Raw genomic sequence first — 17,617 nt, forward strand, 5'->3', positions numbered from 1 at the left:
CCGGCTCGGTGATGGTGCGCGCATCTGCCACCAGCATGGCCAGGCGCTCGATCCCCGCGGCCCAACCCACCGCCGGGGTGGCCGGGCCACCCAAGGCTTCGAGCAGGCCGTCATAGCGCCCGCCGCCCAGCACGGTGCCCTGCGCGCCCAGCCGGTCGGTGATGAATTCGAACGCGGTGTGGCGATAGTAATCCAGCCCGCGCACCAGCGCCGGCGCGCGCACCCAGGCAACGCCTGCCGCGTCGAGGCCGGCCGTTACCTTGCCAAAGAAATCCTGCGCTTCGGCCGAGAGGAACTGGTCGATCATCGGCGCATCGGCCGTGAACGGCTTGTCGCGCGGGTCCTTGGAATCGAGGATGCGCAGCGGGTTGCGTTCCAGCCGGTCCTGCGATTCTTCCGAAAGCTGGTCCTTGTGCGCGCGGAAATAGTCGATCAGCGCGGCGCGCCACGCTTCGCGGCTCGGCGCATCGCCCAGGGTGTTGAGGTTGAGCGTCACGCCATCGGCAATGCCCAGTTCGCGCAGCAGCTGATCGGCCATGACCAGCAGTTCCACATCGGCCTGCGGTTCGGCCGCGCCGATCACTTCGGCATCGATCTGGTGGAACTGGCGATAGCGGCCCTTTTGCGGGCGTTCATAGCGGAACAGGGCCCCGTGCGTCGCGATCTTGAGCGGGGCGTGCTGCTGCCAGCCATTGGTGAGATAGGCGCGGGCGAGGCCAGCGGTGAATTCGGGCCGCAGCGTCAGCGATTCGCCGCCGCGATCCTCGAACGAATACATTTCCTTCGATACCACGTCGGTGGTTTCGCCCAGCGAGCGCGAGAACACGGTGGTCTTTTCAAACACCGGCATTTCCACCCGGCGAAAGCGATAGAGCTTGCGCACGCGCTCGAACGTTTCCACGACATGGCCGAACGCTTCCGCCTCGGCGCCGAAAATGTCCTGGGTGCCACGAATGGCCTGAGGGGTGGGAATGGTTTGCTTGCTCATGGCGCGCGCGGATAGCGGCTTTCGCGCGGTGGGGGAAGCATCCGTGGCGATCCGCCGCGTATTGTGCCCATCTGGCCGTTGCAGATGAGACCGCTTGGCGGCATGAAAGGCGCCATGCGCAAAACCCCCCAAGGCATTGGCCTGCTTTCCGCCCTTTCCACGTCCACCCTGGCACTTGCCACCCTGATCCTGGCGCAGCCCGCGCTGGCGCAGGTGCAGCCGGCGAGCAACAGCCGCCCGATGGCCGTGCCGATCGCCCATGGGGTGCCCGATGCGCAGGACGTGCCCTATCCCGGCACGATCGGGCTGCAGATCGATGCCACCGATCTGGCCACCGGGGCATTCCGGGTGGTGGAAACCGTGCCGGTGGCGGCCGATGCCAAGGAACTGATCCTGCAACTGCCGGCCTGGCTGCCGGGTGAGCATGGCAATCGCGGGCCGGTGGCCGAACTGGCCGGCATCACCTTTGAAGCCAAGGGCCAGAAGCTGGCCTGGACCCGCGACCCGGTGGAAGTGAACGCGTTCCACATCCCCCTGCCCGCCGGCACCAGCGAAGTGGTGGCCCGCTTCATCCACACCTCGCCGCTGCGCGACAGCGAAGGCCGCATCACCGTTACGCGCGAAATGCTCAACGTGCAGTGGGAGAAGATGAGCCTCTATCCCGCCGGTCACTATGTGCGGCAGATCAAGGTGCGTCCCACTGTCAGCTTCCCGCAGGGCTGGACCGTGTTCACCGCGCTGGATGGCAAGACGCAGAGCGGCAGCGGCAATACCGTAACCTGGGCCGAAACCGATTATGAAACCCTGGTCGATTCGCCGATCTTTGCCGGTCTCTATGCCGCGCGGCACGATCTGGGCCATGACGTCTATCTCGATCTGGTGGCCGACAAGCCCGAACTGCTGGCGATCAAGCCGGAAAACCTCGCCGCCTATCGCAACCTGGCCGACGAAGCCGTGGGCGCATTCGGCGCGCGTCATTTCGATCACTACGATTTCCTGCTCGCGCTGACCGATCGCATGGGCAGCATCGGCCTGGAACATCACCGTTCCAGCGAAAACCAGCAGGAACCCAAGAGCCTGACCGACTGGGCCGCCTATGACTGGGACCGCAACGTGATCGCCCACGAATTCAGCCACAGCTGGGATGGCAAGTATCGCCGCTCGGCCAAGCTGTGGACGCCCGACTATCGCCAGCCGATGCAGGACAACCTGCTGTGGGTCTATGAAGGGCAGACGCAGTTCTGGGGCCTGGTCCTGGCCGCGCGCTCGGGCGTGCAGAGCAAGGACGTGGTGCTGGGCAGCCTCGCCAACTATGCCGGCACGTTCACCCAGACCGCCGGGCGCGACTGGCGCTCGGTGGAAGACACGACGATGGATCCCATCTTCGCCGCCCGCAAGCCCAAGCCCTATTCCTCGCTTACCCGTAACGAGGACTATTACACCGAAGGCGCGCTGGTGTGGCTGGAAGCCGACCAGATCATCCGCGACGGCACCGCCGGCAAGAAGGGCCTGGATGATTTCGCCAAGGCGTTCTTTGGCGTGCGCGACGGCGATTGGGGCGTGCTGACCTATGAATTCGATGACGTGGTCAAGACCCTCAACGGCGTCTATCCCTATGACTGGGCCACGTTCCTCAAGACCCGCATCCAGACGCCAGGCCAGCCGGTGCCGCTGGGCGGGATCGAGCGCGGCGGCTACAAGCTGGAATTCAAGGACGAGCCCAACCCCTATGACAAGGCACGCATGGCCGATGCCAAGGTGCTCAGCCTGTTCAACTCGCTGGGCGTGACGCTCGACAAGGACGGCAAGGTCACCGCCTCGCGCTGGGATGGCCCGGCGTTCAAGGCGGGGCTGGTTTCGGGCATGCAGGTGATGGCCGTGAACGGCGACGCCTATGACGCGGACAAGCTCAAGGCCGCGATCACCAATGCCAAGACCGGCAACCCCGGCGCCGGCCGCCCGATCGAGCTGCTGGTCAAGCGTGACGATCGCTTTGTCACGCTGCCGATCACCTATGCCGATGGCCTGCGCTGGCCCTGGCTGGTGCGTACGGCCCCCGGCACGGCACCGACCGGTCTGGACAAGCTGCTGGCCCCGCACGCCAGCAAGCTGCCCGTGGGCAAGGCTGCCAAGTGATGGCAGGGGCCGGGCCAAGCCTGCATCTGGGCCGCCTGGCCCCGCCCCGCTTCATCCTGTTCCTGGTGCTGCTGATGGGCGGCACCGGGGCGTGGTGGGTGTGGCATCCCCTCACCCGCAACAGTGGCGAACTGGCCGATTCGCTGGCCATGGGCTTTGATTTTGCGGCGCTGGCATTCCTGTTGTCGCTGGCGCCACTGCTGCGCTGTGCCGATGCCGATACGATGCGGCAAAGCGCGGTGGACAACGATGCCAACCGCGTGCTGGTGCTGTGCATCACCACCGTTCTGACCGCAGTGGTGATGGCATCGATCGCCGGCGAACTGCCCCGCGCGGCGCATGGCGATTCGCTGGCCAAGCTGCGGCTGATCGGGACGCTGGTGCTAACCTGGCTTTTTGCCAACACCGTCTATGGGCTGCACTATGCCCATCTTTACTATACCCGCGATGAGAGCAACGGGCGCGATCGCGGCGGGCTGGACTTTCCCGGCACCGACACCCCCGACTACTTCGATTTCGCCTATTTTTCCTTCACCTTGGGCATGACGTTCCAGACTTCGGACACCGGGATCACCGCGGGCCGGATCCGCCGCATCGTCACGCTGCATTCGTTTGCCGCGTTCGTTTTCAACATCGGTGTGATCGCTTTCACCATCAACGCGCTGGGTGCGGGTTAACCAAAGCGGCGGGCTATCGATCACAAGTATTGTTGCGGCGCAACAGCCACGGCGCTAGAGCGCGTAGCACTGCGAACAACAACCGGCCCCGCGCGGGCCTGAACCAAGGCAAGACAGAACCGATGCGCATCGACCTTATCCCCACCGGGGACAATCCGCCCGAAAGCCTCAACGTGGTCATCGAAGTGCCGGTTGGCGGCGAACCGGTGAAGTATGAATTCGACAAGGATTCGGGCGCGCTGTTCGTCGATCGCATCCTGCACACGCCGATGCGCTATCCGGCCAACTACGGCTTCGTGCCGCACACCCTGTCGCCCGATGGTGATCCGCTCGATGCCCTGGTGATCGCGCGTTCGCCGTTCATCCCCGGCTGCGTCGTGCGTGCCCGCCCGATCGCGGTGCTGAACCTGGAAGACGAACAGGGCGGCGACGAAAAGCTGGTCTGCGTGCCGGTGGATTCGACTTTCCCCTACTACACCGAAGTGCTGGAAAAGGATCACCTGCCCGAGATCGTGCTCAAGCAGATCGAGCACTTCTTCACCCACTACAAGGACCTGGAAAAGGAAAAGTGGGTGCGCGTGGGCACCTGGGGTGGCGCCGACGATGCCCGCCGCATCACCACCGAGGCGATCGAGCGCTACAAGGAAGCCAAGGCAGCCAAGGAAGCGGCCGAGTAAGCCGCGCTTCCGCACCAGCGGCATGAACAAGAGGCCAGGGTCGGCACCGACCCTGGCCTCTTTCGTTTCCGGCTGCGCGACGTTTTCCGCCCATCAGCGGGACCCCGGATCAAGTCCGGGGTGACGATAAGTTTTTACGCCAACTATATTTTCGTCACCCCGGGCTTGACCCGGGGTCCCACGCCAGCCGTCGAATTACCGATGCCTCAAGCCGCAGCGCAGGCCTGGCAGCGGCCGCGGATTTCCACCACCGGGCGCACGTCAGCAAAGCCGGCGTCGCGGGCGGCTTCGCGCAAGTGGCCGGTGAGGCTGTCGTTGTCGATGTGGGTCACCTGGCCACAGGCATCGCAGATCAGGAAGATGCAATCGTGACGGCAGCCGGGGTGGCTGTTGGCGACGTAGGCATTGGCGCTTTCCACCCGGCGCGCCAGGTTGGTGCGCACGAACAGGTCGAGAATGCGATAGACGCTGTTGGCAGCCACGCGCTTGCCCCGGCGCTGCCCCACGCTTTCGGCGATGTCATAGGCCGAGGCAGGGCGTTCCTGTGCGGCGAGCGCGGCAAAGACATCGGCGCGCATGTCGGTCCACTGCTCGCCCGAAACGGTCAGCGCCTCGCGCGCGGCGGAAACCAGCCCTTCGCCGGCATAGTCATGATGAAGGTGGGAACCCATGTCCCAGAGATAGGCATTTGCCCACGCAGTTGCAAATCAGTGCTGCGTGAAATCGGGCTTCCACCACTGCGGGAAGGTGCGGTGCAACGCTTCCACCCGCGCCACGTCCCAGCGCAGGATATAGGGGTGGCGCGGATTGCGGAAGGCAAAGTCCTGATGCTCGGCGGGGCCGGGATAGAAGCCGCGCCACGGCTCGATGCGCGTCACGATCGGTTGCCGCCACAGCTTGAGCGCCTTGAGCTGCGCCACATAGGCGCGCGCCACGCGGGCTTGTTCCGGCCCGATCGGCACCAGCGCGTTGCGGTATTGCGGGCCGACATCGGGTTCCTGCCGATCAAGCTGGGTGGGATCGCTGGCCACCCCGAAAAAGACCTGGAGCAGCTGGTCATAGCGGATGCGCGCGGGATCATAGGTCACGCGGATCGATTCGGCGTGGCCGGTCGTGCCGGTGCTGACCGTCTCGTAATCGGCATCGGCAGCGCGGCCACCTTCAAAGCCTGACACCACGCTGGTCACGCCGACCAGGTGGCTGAACACCGCCTCCATCCCCCAGTAGCAGCCACCCGCAAAGACCGCGGTCTTGAGGCCGGGGGTTTCATGGGCGGGGATCACCGCAGCCGGCGCCTTGACCGGCGCATCGGCGTGGGCGGGTTGCAAGCAGGCCGACAGGGCCAGCGCCAGCAGCGCGGGAAATGCCGCCCCCGGCCATGCCAGAAAGCGGCGCGCGCTCACTGCTCAGACCCCACGGTCGGCGCGGCTGATGCCGCCGCCACGGGTGCGAAAACATGGGCCGCGTTGAACACCGTAAAGCCCATGCCGACGGCGCCGATAGCGAAGCCGACCAGGAGCGAACGGAAGAAATCTTTGCGAAGCAAACCCATGTTGAAGTTCCGGCAATAATCAGTTTCAAAATGCCACTTAGCACAGAAGCGACGTTTGCCCTAGTGCCAAATCGACCATACGGCGGCAAATCGCCGCCCAACCGTGCATATTGTTCGACGAACGGCGTGAACCTAGCCCGGATCAGGGCCGCAGGGTCACCCACACCGGGGCGTGGTCGCTGGCCTTTTCCCGCCCGCGATAGGCCTTGTCGACGCCGGCCGTCACCAGCCGATCGGCCAGTTCGGGGCTGAGCAGCGCGTGATCGATGCGAAAGCCGTGGTCACGTTGCCAGGCACCGGCCTGATAGTCCCAGAAGGTCCACACGCCGCCCTGGGGATGGTGCAGGCCGATCGCGTCGGTCCATCCAGCGCCCAGCAGGCGGTGATAGGCATCGCGCGATTGCGGCTGCATCAGCGCGTCATCGGCCATGGCGCGCGTGTCCCAGATGTCGTTCTCACGCGGGATCACGTTGTAATCGCCCAGGATCGCGGCGGGCACTTCCTCGGCCCAGATCTGGTCCATGCGCGCGTGCAGGCGGTCCATCCAGCGCAGCTTGTAATCGAACTTGGGGCCAGGCTGGGGATTGCCGTTGGGCAGGTAGATGCACACTACCCGCACGCCGAACACATCGGCCTCGAGATAGCGGGAATGCTCGTCCTCCGGCTCTCCGGCCAGGCCGCGCTGCACTTCGACCGGCTTTTGCCCGTCGGCCAGGATCGCCACGCCGTTGAAGCCCTTCTGGCCGTGCCAGATGGCGTGATAGCCGATCTTCTCGAACTCGGCCGCTGGAAAGCCTTCGTCCTGCGTCTTGATTTCCTGCAGGCAGGCCACGTGCGGCCGGGTTTCCTCCAGCCATTCGAGCAGGCGCGGCAGGCGCGCCTTGATGCCGTTGATGTTGAAGCTGGCCAGCTTGAGCGGGGTGTGCGCGGGCGCGGTGCTCACACCGAGAAACTCGCGCCGCAGCCACAGCCCGATGCGGCGTTGGGATTGGTGACGCGGAAAGCCGCACCGCCCAGCGATTCGACATAATCGACCGTCGCCCCGCCAACCAGATCGAGGCTCATCGCATCGACCACCAGGCGCACGCCGTCGGTTTCCACCACGGTATCGTCTGCCTCGACCGCCTCGGCCAGGCCAAAGCGGTATTGAAAGCCCGAACAGCCGCCCCCTTCCACGGCCAGGCGCAGGATCGCGGGCTTCGCCTGCTTGGCGGCGATCGTGGCCACGCGCGCGGCGGCCGAAGGGGCGAGGATGATGGAGGGCTGGCTCATGCCTTGCGAGATAGGCGCGGCAGGCATGCCGCTCAAGTGCCTGTGGACATATGCCGCCCGCTATCGGTAGCACCAGGGCCATGACCACACCGCTGCCCCCTCGCTTCATCCCCGGCCCGCACGGCCTGCGCCTGGCCACCCGCTTCGTGCCCGGCACTGGCCCGGCGCTGGTGTTCCTGCCCGGCTACATGTCAGACATGGCGGGGGGAAAGGCCCAGGCGGTGATGGATTGGGCGGTGGCACAGGGGCGTGCCTGCCTGTTGCTCGATTATTCCGGCTGCGGCCTGTCGGAAGGCGAATTTGCCCAAGGCACGCTGTCGCGCTGGCGGGACGAGGTCGTGGCGCTGGTCGCGGCGCATGATCTCGACGCAGTGGTGCTGATCGGATCGAGCATGGGCGGCTGGCTCATGCTGCTGGTGGCGCAGGCACTGGGCGCCACGGCGCGCGCGCTGGTGGGCCTCGCCGCTGCCCCCGATTTCACCACCTGGGGCTATGATGCCGATCAGCAGGCCGCGCTGGCGGCGGGCGAGACGATCCTTGAAGACAATCCCTATGGCCCCGAACCCACGCCCACCCATGCCGCGTTCTGGGCCGATGGCCAGGCCTTGCTGCAATTGAACGACACCGTTCCATTCGATGGCGCCGTGCGCCTGATCCATGGCCAGGCCGATGCCGATGTGCCGTGGGACGTGTCGCTGCGGCTGGCTGCGGCGCTGCGTTCAGCCGATGTGCAGGTGCACCTGATCAAGGACGGCGACCACCGCCTGTCGCGGCCGCAGGACATTGCCGTGCTGCTCGCCACGCTGACCCAGCTTCTGTCCGAATAGAGCGATACCCCCCCATGCTCCTGGCCGCTGCCGCCCTGCTTGTCTCTCCCGCCCTGCCCGCGCCGGTGGCGCACCAGGTTGGGCCCAATCCCCGGCCGATGGAATTCGGCGCCCTGCCCACGCCCGGCCGCCGCCGCAATGCCGCCAGCGGGAACGAGGCCGAGCCGGCCCCGGAAAAGCATGATCGCCTGGCCGACTGCCTGACCGTGGGGCGCAGCAATCCCGACCTGGCGATCAGCCTGGCGCGGCATTGGCTGGACGAAGTGAAGCTGCCGTCGGAACGCGTGCGCGCCAACCAGTGCCTGGGCATGATGCTGAGCCAGCAGGGCGATTTCGATGGCGCCGTGGCCGCCTTTGGCGATGCCGTGGGCCTGATCCCCGAAGCCCAGGCGGTGGGCGCGGTGCCGCTGATGGCGATGGCCGGCAATGCCGCGCTGGCCGCTGGCAAGCCGCAGGATGCCTTGACCTGGCTGGATCGCGCCACCGTGGTGCACGGCTTTGCCGACAATCTGGCCATGGCCGCGATCCAGGATGACCGCGCCCGCGCCCTGGTGGCGCTCAACCGCAACGCGGATGCCATGGCCGCACTCGCCAAGTCGCACGAACTCGCGCCGCAGAATGCCGAAGGCTGGCTGCTGTCGGCCACGCTCTATCGCCGCGACAAGAACCTCGCCGCCGCGCAGCACGATATCGAAGAGGCTGCACGTCTGTCCCCGCGCGATCCGGCGGTGGGCGTGGAAGCCGGCGTGATCGCCATGCTGGGCAACCGCGAGGATGCCGCAAAGCAATCATGGCAATCAGTGGTGGCGATGTCTCCCGCCAGCGACGAAGCCCGCGTGGCGCGTGGCTACCTTGAACAGATCGGCGCGGCCCCCACATCCAGTCCTGTTCCGCCCAAGCCGGGCCAGGATGAGGAAATTACCCGATGAAACTGTCCGTTCTCGATCTGGTGCCGGTGATCGAGGGCGGCACCATCCCCCAGGCCATGGCCGATGCCGCGCTGCTGGCCAAGGCCGCCGAAGAGGCCGGCTATCACCGTTATTGGGTGGCCGAACATCACGGCATGCCCGGCATTGCCGGTGCAGCGGTCTCGGTCGTGCTGGCCCATGTGGGGCACCACACCCAGACCATCCGGCTGGGCGCGGGCGGCATCATGCTGCCCAACCACAACCCGCTGGTGATTGCCGAACAGTTCGGCGCGCTCGATGCGCTCTATCCCGGCCGCATCGATCTGGGGCTGGGCCGCGCGCCCGGTGCCGACCAGCGCATCGTGCGCGCGCTGCGCAAGGATGTGAACCGCGCGGCCGAGGATTTCCCGGCCGACGTGGTGGAACTCCAGGCCCAGTTTGCCGGCGATGCGCGCCTGCCACTGGCTGCCACGCCCGGCCATGGCGCCCCGGTCGATCTGTGGATCCTGGGGTCGAGCCTGTTCGGCGCGCAACTGGCCGCCATGCTGGGCCTGCCCTATGCCTTTGCCAGCCACTTTGCGCCCGATCATCTCGACGGTGCGATCAAGCTCTATCGCGAGCGGTTCCAGCCTTCTGCCAGCCTCGAACAGCCCTATGTCATGGCGGCCATCAACGTGCTCTGCGCGCCCAGCGATGAAGAGGCGCAGTTCCTGGCGAGCAGCCAGGACCAGTCGTTCGTGCGGCTGCGCAGCGGCGATCCCGGGCGCCTGCCGCCGCCAATCGCCGGCTATCGCGAGACGCTGGCCGGCCCGCAACTGGCGACGCTCGACCATTTCCGGCAGGTGAGCGCGATCGGCAGCCCCGCCACGGTGCGTGCCGGGCTGGAAGCCTTTCAACACCGCACCGGCGCCGACGAGCTGATCGTGGCCGGCGCCACGTTCGATCCGGCCTTGCGCCGCCGCTCGCTCAGGCTCACCATGGAAGCGCTGACGCCGGCTGCGGCGAACACGTAAGGGGCAGATGAGGGCGATGGTGAGGCTTTCATGCCATCACCGTGCTGTTTCCACCCGGCCACGGCCGGGCAGCGGTTTTCAATTCAGGTTTCATTCGTTACCAACCAGCCAACGATAACGAAACGGCGGGCATATGAACCCGACCCGCCCGGGAATGCAGGAAGCGAACGCCATGGCGAGCACGATTGATCCCAATGCCCCAGTCACGCCCTCAGCCGGGGCAGGCGGGGGCGGGCCCGATGCCGAGCATCTGGTTTCAGCCCTGGCTGCGCGTCTGGCCGGCGCCTTGCTGCCTGGTGACGAGGCGGACTTTACCGGGGAGCGCCTGACCGAGGCGGCCCGCTTCACCCTGGCCACCGCCGCCCTGCGCCAGGGGCCTGATGCCGCCGTGGCGATCGAATCGATGGGCGGGCAGCGCGCGCTACGCATTGCCGTGATCAACGATGACATGCCGTTCCTGGTGGATTCGATCGCGGCGACGATCACCGCGCAGGGTCTGACCATCGAAAAGCTGCTGCACCCCGTGCTGGCGGTGCGGCGCGATCCGCATGGCGCGCTGATCGACCTGCCGGCCGGCGAGGCGATCGGCGAGCTGCGCGAATCGATGATCTATCTGGAAACCGAGCGCGCCGATGCCAAGGCCCGCCGCGAGCTGGCCGCCGCGCTGAGCGCGACGCTGGCCGATGTCCACGCCGCGGTGGCCGATTGGCCGCAGATGCAGGGCCTGATGCAGCATGATGCGCGCGGCCTGCCCGATTCCGAAGGCGCCGCGCTGCTGCGCTGGCTGGCCGATGGCATGTTGACCCAGCTGGGCCACGTCACCCGCCACCGCGATGGCACCGTGACCGAGGCGCTGGGCATCTGCCGCGCCACCGATGCCCCGCTCTTGTCCGATGCCTCTTATGCCCGCGCCTTTGCCTGGTTCGACAAGATCGGCACGCGCGGCGAAGACGCGGTACGCATCCCGCTGATCGTCAAGGCCAACCGCATTGCCCTGGTGCACCGCCAGGTGCCGCTCGACCTGTTCCTCGTGCCGGTGAGCGAAGGTGGCAGGATCACCGCGCTGTCGGTTCACGCCGGGGTATGGACCAGCTCTGCCCTGGCCGCCACGCCCGATCGCGTGCCGCGCATGCGCAGCCAGCTCGATACGCTGATGAAGAAGCTGGGCTTCGATCCGGCCGGCCACGCCGGCAAGGCGCTGGTCCACGCGCTGACGGCGCTGCCGCACGATCTGCTGATCAGCTTTTCCGATGCCGATCTGGAACGCATCGCCACCACCATGATGGTGCTGGTCGATCGCCCGCGCCCACGCCTGGCGCTGGTGCGCGCGCCGCTGGAGCGGCATCTCTATGCGTTTGTCTGGCAGCCGCGTGACAGCCAATCGACGCAAGTGCGTGAACAGGTCGCGCAGATGCTGGAGCAGGCCACCGGCGGCCAGGTGCTCGATTGGAGCCTGCAGGTGGAAGGCAGCACCCTGGCACTGACCCGCTTTGCGATCGACATGCGCGGCGAGGAAGACACCCTTGCCGACGACGGCGAAGGGATCGACGAAGCAGCGCTCGACGCCGCGTTCCAGACCCTGGTGCGCGGCTGGGAAGCGGCGGTGGAAGCCGAACTGGCCAAGACCGAGGAACCAACCCGCGCCGCCGCCATCGCCTCGCGCTATGCCACGGCGTTCCCGGTGGGCTATCGCGCCGGCTATGGCGCTGCCGAGGCCGCCGGCGATATCCGCGTTCTGCGCGCGCTGACCGCTGATGATGCGCCGCGCCGCGCCGTGCGGTTGCACCGGCTGAGCGGCGAATCGGCCCTGCGGCTCAAGCTCTACCAGCGCGAAGGTGCGATCGTGCTGTCCGATGCCGTGCCCGTGCTGGAAAACTTCGGCTTTCGTGCGCTCGAAGAAGTGCCCACCGCGCTCGACCATGGCAAGCTGGGCTTCATCCACGATTTCCTGGTTGCCCACCCCGCCGATACCACGCCCGAGGCGCTGCTGGCGCGCGCGACGGCGATCGAGGAATCGCTGGCCGCCGTGCTCAACGGCGTGGCCGAGGATGATGCGTTCAATCGCCTGATCGTGGCCGTGGGCCTGACCGCGACCGAGGCCAACTGGCTGCGCGCCTGGTATCGCTATCTGCGTCAGGCCGGCATGACCTTTGGCATCGCCACCGTGGTCGATGCGCTCAAGAACGCGCCTGACGTGACGCGCGGCCTCATCGGCTTCTTCCGCGCCCGCCACGATCCCGCCTTTGCCGGTGACCGCAAGCACGGCGGCGAAGCTGCCGCCGAGCAGATCCGCACGGGCCTGGGCCAGGTGGCTGCGATCAACGACGACCGCCTGCTGCGCAGCTTCCGCGCGCTGGTCGAGGCGATCCTGCGCACCAACGCCTTTGCCCCGGCGGCGGCCGAGGCCGTGGCTTTCAAGATCGATTCGGCGCTGGTGCCCGGCCTGCCCAAGCCGGTGCCGTGGCGCGAAATCTTTGTCTATTCGCCGCGGGTGGAAGGCATTCACCTGCGCGCCGGGCCGGTGGCGCGCGGTGGCCTGCGCTGGTCTGACCGCCGCGACGATTTCCGCACCGAAATCCTCGGCCTGATGAAGGCGCAGCGCGTGAAGAACGCGGTGATCGTGCCGACCGGGGCCAAGGGCGGCTTTTATCCCAAGCAGTTGCCCGATCCCGTGCGCGAGCGCGAAGCCTGGCTGGCCGAGGGCAAGGCGAGCTATCAGGTGTTCATCCGCACGCTGCTGTCGATCACCGACAACATCGTCGATGGCGCCGTGGTCCATCCCGAAGGCGTGCTGATCCGCGACGGCGAAGACCCCTATTTCGTGGTCGCCGCAGACAAGGGCACGGCGACGTTTTCCGACGTGGCCAATGCCATCGCGGCCGAGCGCAATTTCTGGCTGGACGATGCCTTCGCCAGCGGCGGTTCCAAGGGCTATGACCACAAGGCCATGGGCATTACCGCCAAGGGTGCCTGGCTGTCGGTCCAGCGCCACTTCCTGGAACTGGGCGTCGATGTGCAGACCGACCCGGTGCGCGTGGTGGGCGTGGGCGACATGTCGGGCGACGTGTTCGGCAACGGCATGCTCTTGTCCAAGTCGCTCAAGATCGTGGCGGCGTTCGATCATCGCCACGTGTTCCTCGATCCCGATCCCGATCCGGCCAAGAGCTGGGAAGAGCGCGCGCGCATGTTCGCGCTGCCCCGGTCGAGCTGGGACGATTATGACAAGAGCTTGATTTCCGAAGGCGGCGGGGTGTTCCCGCGCAGCCTCAAGGCGATCCCGCTCAGCCCGCAGGTCCAGGCGATCCTGGGCGTGGCGGTGGATGAACTCGATCCCGACACGCTGATCGCGCTGATCCTCCAGGCGCCGGTCGACCTGCTGTGGTTTGGCGGCATCGGCACCTATCTCAAGGCGTCGAGCGAGGCCAACGTCAACGTCGGCGATCCGGCCAACGATGCCTATCGCATTTCGGCCAATGAAGTGCGCGCGCGGGTGATCGGCGAAGGCGCCAACCTGGGCATGACCCAGGCCGCGCGCATCGAATATGCCCTGCACGGCGGCCGCGTGAACACCGACTTCATCGACAATTCGGCCGGCGTCGATTGTTCGGACAACGAGGTCAACATCAAGATCGCGCTGGCCAGTGCCAAGCGCGCCGGCCGCCTGGACGAGGATGGCCGCGTCGCCCTGCTCTCCAGCATGACCGACGCGGTGGCCCACCTCGTGCTGGAAGACAACCGCCTGCAGGCGCTGGGCCTGTCCATCGCCGAGCGGGGCGGCACGCAGGCCGTGCCGGCGCTGACCCGGCTGATCGACGTCCTGGAAGAAAGCGGCGATCTCGATCGCAAGACCGAAGGGCTGGCGCCGTCGGATGACTATGCCCGCCGCGCCGCGGCCGGCATGGGGCTGACCCGACCCGAACTGGCCGTGCTGGTCTCCTCGACCAAGCTGGTCTTGCAGCGCGCGCTGGAAGAAAGCCCGGTGGTGGACGATCCGGTGCTGGAAGAAGAACTGCTCGGCGCCTTCCCCGCCGCGATGCGCGAGACGTTCGAGACCGATATCGTGCACCACCGCCTGCGCCGCGAAATCATCGCGACCAAGCTGGCCAACCGCATCGTCAACCGGCTTGGCCCGGTGCACCCGTTCGAGCTGGCCGAAGAAGAAGGGATGACCCTGGCGCAGGTGGCCGCCGCGTTCGTGGCGGCAGAGCGCCTGCTCGGGCTGGCGGAAACCTGGGCGCTGCTCGATACCGCGCCGATGGGCGAGGCGTTGCGCCTGTCGCTGTTCGAACGCACCGCACAGGCGCTGCGTGGCCACATCGCCGATGTGCTGCGCTCGTGCCATGGCACGCTCAAGCCCGACGCCTTGATCGAGGATTTGTGCGGCGGGGTTGGACGGCTGTCGCATACCACGGCCGAGTTGCTGCGCGGCGAAGCGCAGGCGCAGGCCCGCCGGCTAGGCCAGGAACTGACCGATGCGGGCACGCCGCAGGACGTGGCCGAACGCGTGGTGCATCTGTTTGACCTGGACGGCGCCATCGGCCTGGCGCACCTGGCCGACGAACTGGATGTGGATGCCGTGGTGCTGACCGGCGCCTTTGCCGATCTGGGGGCTAACCTCGGGATCGACTGGGCCCAGCAGACGGCCGCGCGGATGAACCCGTCCGATCCGTGGGAGCGCCTGCTGGTGGCTGGCCTTGCCCGCGATTTCCAGCAGATGCGCATGGAATTCCTGCGCCGCATGGGCGGCAGCAATCCCGATGCCAGCGCACATCAGTGGCTCAAGGCCAAGGCCGATCCCGTGCGCCAGCTGCGCAGCCTGATCGCCCGCGCCCAGGCAACCGCAGCGGTAACCCCGGCCATGCTGGCCCAGATCGCCAGCCAGGCGCGCAGCCTGCTGCTGCGTTGAATGACGTAAATTAATGGTGCGGCGCGCTTGACGCGCCGCACCATTTGTCCACAACCCTCCTCCCCACGCGAGAGGAGGACTTCATGGGTACATTCGAGGCCGGTTTTGCAGATGTGGTGATCGTCGGCGCAGGCCATGGCGGCGCGCAGGCGGCCATTGCCCTGCGGCAGAACGGCTTTGAGGGATCGATCCTGGTGATCGGTCGCGAGCCCGAATTGCCCTATGAACGCCCCCCGCTGTCCAAGGAATACCTGGCCCGCGACAAGACGTTCGAGCGGATCATGATCCGCCCTGGCGCCTTTTGGCAGGACAAGGGCGTGGAAATGGCGCTGGGCCACGAAGTGGTCGCAGTCGATCCCGATGCGCGCAGCCTGCGCACCGCCGATGGCGCCACGCTCAGCTATGGCAACCTGATCTGGGCCACCGGCGGCGACGCGCGGCGTCTTTCCTGCGCCGGGCACGATCTGGCCGGCGTGCACGGCGTGCGCACCCGCGCCGATGCCGATCGCCTGATGGCCGAGCTCGACGCCGGGGCCAAGCGCGCCGTGGTGATCGGCGGCGGCTATATCGGGCTGGAAGCAGCCGCGGTGCTGACCAAGCTGGGCTGCCATGTCACCCTGCTGGAAGCCTTGCCGCGCGTGCTGGCGCGCGTGGCCGGAGAGGCGCTGTCCACCTTCTATCAGGACGAGCACCGCGCCCATGGCGTTGACCTGCGCACCGAAGTGGCGGTCGATTGCCTGGAAGGCGATGGCACCAAGGTAACCGGCGTGCGCCTGGCCGATGGCCATGTGCTGCCAGCCGACTTGGTGATCGTGGGCATCGGCATCATTCCCCAGGTCGGCCCGCTGCTGGCCGCTGGCGCCGTCGGTGGCAACGGGGTGGACGTGGACGAATATTGCCGCACGTCGCTGCCGCATATCTATGCGATCGGCGATTGCGCCGCCCATGCCAACGATTTTGCCGATGGCGCGGTGATCCGCCTGGAATCGGTGCAGAATGCCAACGACCAGGCGACCACGGCCGCCAAGGCGATCTGCGGCACGCTGGTGCCCTACAAGGCCACGCCGTGGTTCTGGTCCAACCAGTATGACTTGCGCCTGCAGACCGTGGGCCTGTCGACCGGCCACGACCTTGCCGTGCTGCGCGGCGATCCGGCTACGCGCAGCTTTTCAGTGGTCTATCTCAAGCAGGGCAAGGTGATCGCGCTCGATTGCGTGAACATGGTCAAGGACTATGTCCAGGGCAAGAAGCTGGTCGAAGCGCGTTCGCAGATCGCGGCAGAGCGACTGGCCGATGCCAGCGTGCCGCTCAAGGACATGCTATAAGAACGTCATTCACACGAAGCCACGAAGGCACAAAGAGAAACTGTGGTTTCCTTGGTGGCTTCGTGGCTTTGGGTAAAAGATTTTACGGTCAGGCCAGCCCGGTCAGCGCCTTGAGATCGGCTTCGGGGCGGGCGCCATAGTGCGAGATGATCTCGGCTGCGCAGACCGCGCCCAGGCGCAGGCTTTCAGCGAGCGGCAGCCCGCGCACGTGGCCATAGAGGAACCCGGCGGCAAACAGATCGCCAGCGCCTGTGGTATCGACCACCTTGTCGATCGGCTGGGCCGAAACATGGGCTTCCTCGCCGGCGTGGCAGGCATGGGCGCCCTGCGCCCCGCGCGTGACGACCAGCGTGGGCACCTTGCCGCTGAGCGCGGCCATGCCATCGTGAAAGTCGTCATGCCCGGTCAGCGCGGCCAGTTCGTGCTCGTTGGCGAACAGGATATCGATCATGCCATCGGCGATCAGGGCGCGGAAATCATCACCGTGGCGCGAGATGACAAAGGCATCGGACAGGGTGAAGGCCACCTGCGTGCCGGCGGCGCGCGCGGCGGCGATGGCCTTGCGCATGGCGGCGCGGGGCTCTTCCGGGTCCCACAGATAGCCTTCGAGATAGAGCACGCCCGATGCAGCGATGACGCCTTCATCCAGCGCGGCCGCCGGCAGGAACTGCGAAGCGCCCAGGAACGTGTTCATCGTGCGCTGGCCATCGGGCGTCACGAAAATCAGGCACTGCGCCGTGGGCGGATCACCCGCACGTGCAGCCGTATCGAAGGCGATCTTGCCGGCGCGGATATCGTGGGCAAAGACCCGGCCGAACTGGTCATCGGCCACCTGGCCGATGAACGCGCACGAGGCGCCCAGCGCGGCGAGGCCGGCCAGCGTATTGGCGGCCGAACCGCCAGAGATTTCGCGCGCCGGGCCCATCGCGGCATAGAGCGCGGCAGCGCGTTCGGCGTCGACCAGGGTCATCCCGCCCTTGGCCAGGCCCAGTTCGGCAATCGCATCGTCGGTGGCAGGGGCCATGACGTCGACGATGGCATTGCCGATGGCAATGACGTCAAAACGGCGCGCTACGGCGGGTTGGGCGGCGGAAGTGTCGGCCATGGTCTCTTTCGCAACGAATGGGGAAGGCAATAACCCTGCCGCCTACCCGCAGCGTCGGCCGGCCGCAAGGCTGCATGCGTTGGCTTGCATCCGCGCCCGCGCCGCGCCATCACCGCGCCATGTTACGCCCTGCTCCGGTCGCCGCCCTGCCCAGCCCTTTCGCGAACGCTTCCGCCCGCCCTGCGTGGCGGGCATGGATGGCCGCCGCCATCGGCGCGGCGCTGTTGGCCG

At 66.9% G+C, this 17,617-nt stretch carries 15 protein-coding genes; 8 read left to right on the forward strand and 7 right to left on the reverse strand.

Translation table 11 applies throughout. The annotated features are described in order from the left end of the window. Positions 1-988, reverse strand: a 988-nt coding sequence (gene hisS / locus H926_RS0100315; RefSeq protein ID WP_022674517.1) for a histidine--tRNA ligase, incomplete at its 3' end; no start/stop codon positions are given. 114 nt (positions 989-1,102) lie between these two features. Between hisS and H926_RS24840 the strand changes: the two genes are divergently transcribed. From H926_RS24840 to ppa, 3 genes are all read left to right on the forward strand, one after another. After that, positions 1,103-3,124 (forward strand): M61 family metallopeptidase, encoded by a 2,022-nt coding sequence (locus H926_RS24840; RefSeq protein ID WP_051146202.1) that lies wholly within the window; start codon positions 1,103-1,105, stop codon positions 3,122-3,124. Continuing rightward, a complete protein-coding gene (locus tag H926_RS0100325) occupies positions 3,124-3,801 on the forward strand; it encodes a DUF1345 domain-containing protein (protein WP_022674519.1) in 678 nt (225 codons plus the stop codon). Before H926_RS24840 ends, H926_RS0100325 begins: the two co-directional genes overlap by 1 nt. 122 nt (positions 3,802-3,923) lie before the next feature. Next, the gene (gene ppa / locus H926_RS0100330) at positions 3,924-4,478 is read left to right on the forward strand and encodes an inorganic diphosphatase (RefSeq protein ID WP_022674520.1); all 555 of its coding nucleotides are present in this window, start codon (positions 3,924-3,926) and stop codon (positions 4,476-4,478) included. A 206-nt stretch (positions 4,479-4,684) separates the two neighbouring features. On the opposite strand, the gene H926_RS0100335 is transcribed toward ppa, so the two are convergent. The 5 genes from H926_RS0100335 to erpA form a co-directional block, all read right to left on the reverse strand. After that, complete coding sequence (locus tag H926_RS0100335) at positions 4,685-5,149, reverse strand: Fur family transcriptional regulator (protein WP_022674521.1); 465 nt, start codon at positions 5,147-5,149, stop codon at positions 4,685-4,687. A gap of 36 nt (positions 5,150-5,185) precedes the next feature. Beyond that, positions 5,186-5,881: a peptide-methionine (S)-S-oxide reductase MsrA gene (gene msrA / locus H926_RS0100340; protein ID WP_022674522.1), complete on the reverse strand. Its 696-nt coding sequence runs from the start codon at positions 5,879-5,881 to the stop codon at positions 5,186-5,188. Next, on the reverse strand, positions 5,878-6,030 hold the full coding sequence (locus H926_RS32855) for a hypothetical protein (RefSeq protein WP_022674523.1): 153 nt from the start codon (positions 6,028-6,030) through the stop codon (positions 5,878-5,880). Before H926_RS32855 ends, msrA begins: the two co-directional genes overlap by 4 nt. Before the next feature lie 142 nt (positions 6,031-6,172). Then, positions 6,173-6,973: an exodeoxyribonuclease III gene (gene xth / locus H926_RS0100350; RefSeq protein ID WP_022674524.1), complete on the reverse strand. Its 801-nt coding sequence runs from the start codon at positions 6,971-6,973 to the stop codon at positions 6,173-6,175. Next, entirely contained in the window at positions 6,970-7,302 is a 333-nt protein-coding gene (erpA, locus tag H926_RS0100355; protein ID WP_022674525.1) for an iron-sulfur cluster insertion protein ErpA, read from the reverse strand. Before erpA ends, xth begins: the two co-directional genes overlap by 4 nt. Positions 7,303-7,382: 80 nt before the next feature. Between erpA and H926_RS0100360 the strand changes: the two genes are divergently transcribed. The 5 genes from H926_RS0100360 (at position 7,383) to H926_RS0100380 (ending at position 16,281) form a co-directional block, all read left to right on the forward strand. Beyond that, positions 7,383-8,129: an alpha/beta fold hydrolase gene (locus H926_RS0100360; protein ID WP_022674526.1), complete on the forward strand. Its 747-nt coding sequence runs from the start codon at positions 7,383-7,385 to the stop codon at positions 8,127-8,129. 14 nt (positions 8,130-8,143) lie between these two features. Next, positions 8,144-9,058 carry a hypothetical protein gene (locus H926_RS24845; protein WP_022674527.1) on the forward strand — a complete coding sequence of 305 codons (915 nt, stop codon included), beginning with the start codon at positions 8,144-8,146 and terminating at the stop codon, positions 9,056-9,058. Then, complete coding sequence (locus H926_RS0100370) at positions 9,055-10,050, forward strand: LLM class flavin-dependent oxidoreductase (RefSeq protein WP_022674528.1); 996 nt, start codon at positions 9,055-9,057, stop codon at positions 10,048-10,050. Before H926_RS24845 ends, H926_RS0100370 begins: the two co-directional genes overlap by 4 nt. Positions 10,051-10,222: 172 nt before the next feature. Further along, positions 10,223-14,956: an NAD-glutamate dehydrogenase domain-containing protein gene (locus tag H926_RS0100375; protein ID WP_028657378.1), complete on the forward strand. Its 4,734-nt coding sequence runs from the start codon at positions 10,223-10,225 to the stop codon at positions 14,954-14,956. Positions 14,957-15,039: 83 nt separating this feature from the next. Continuing rightward, positions 15,040-16,281, forward strand: coding sequence for an NAD(P)/FAD-dependent oxidoreductase (locus tag H926_RS0100380; RefSeq protein ID WP_022674530.1), 1,242 nt, complete (start codon positions 15,040-15,042; stop codon positions 16,279-16,281). 88 nt (positions 16,282-16,369) lie between these two features. Here the strand turns inward: H926_RS0100380 and H926_RS0100385 are convergent, their stop codons facing one another. After that, entirely contained in the window at positions 16,370-17,386 is a 1,017-nt protein-coding gene (locus tag H926_RS0100385) for an adenosine kinase (protein ID WP_022674531.1), read from the reverse strand. Positions 17,387-17,617: the final 231 nt, after the last annotated feature.

Source organism: Novosphingobium sp. B-7 (genome assembly GCF_000410615.1).
GTDB classification, from domain to species: Bacteria; Pseudomonadota; Alphaproteobacteria; order Sphingomonadales; family Sphingomonadaceae; genus Novosphingobium; species Novosphingobium capsulatum.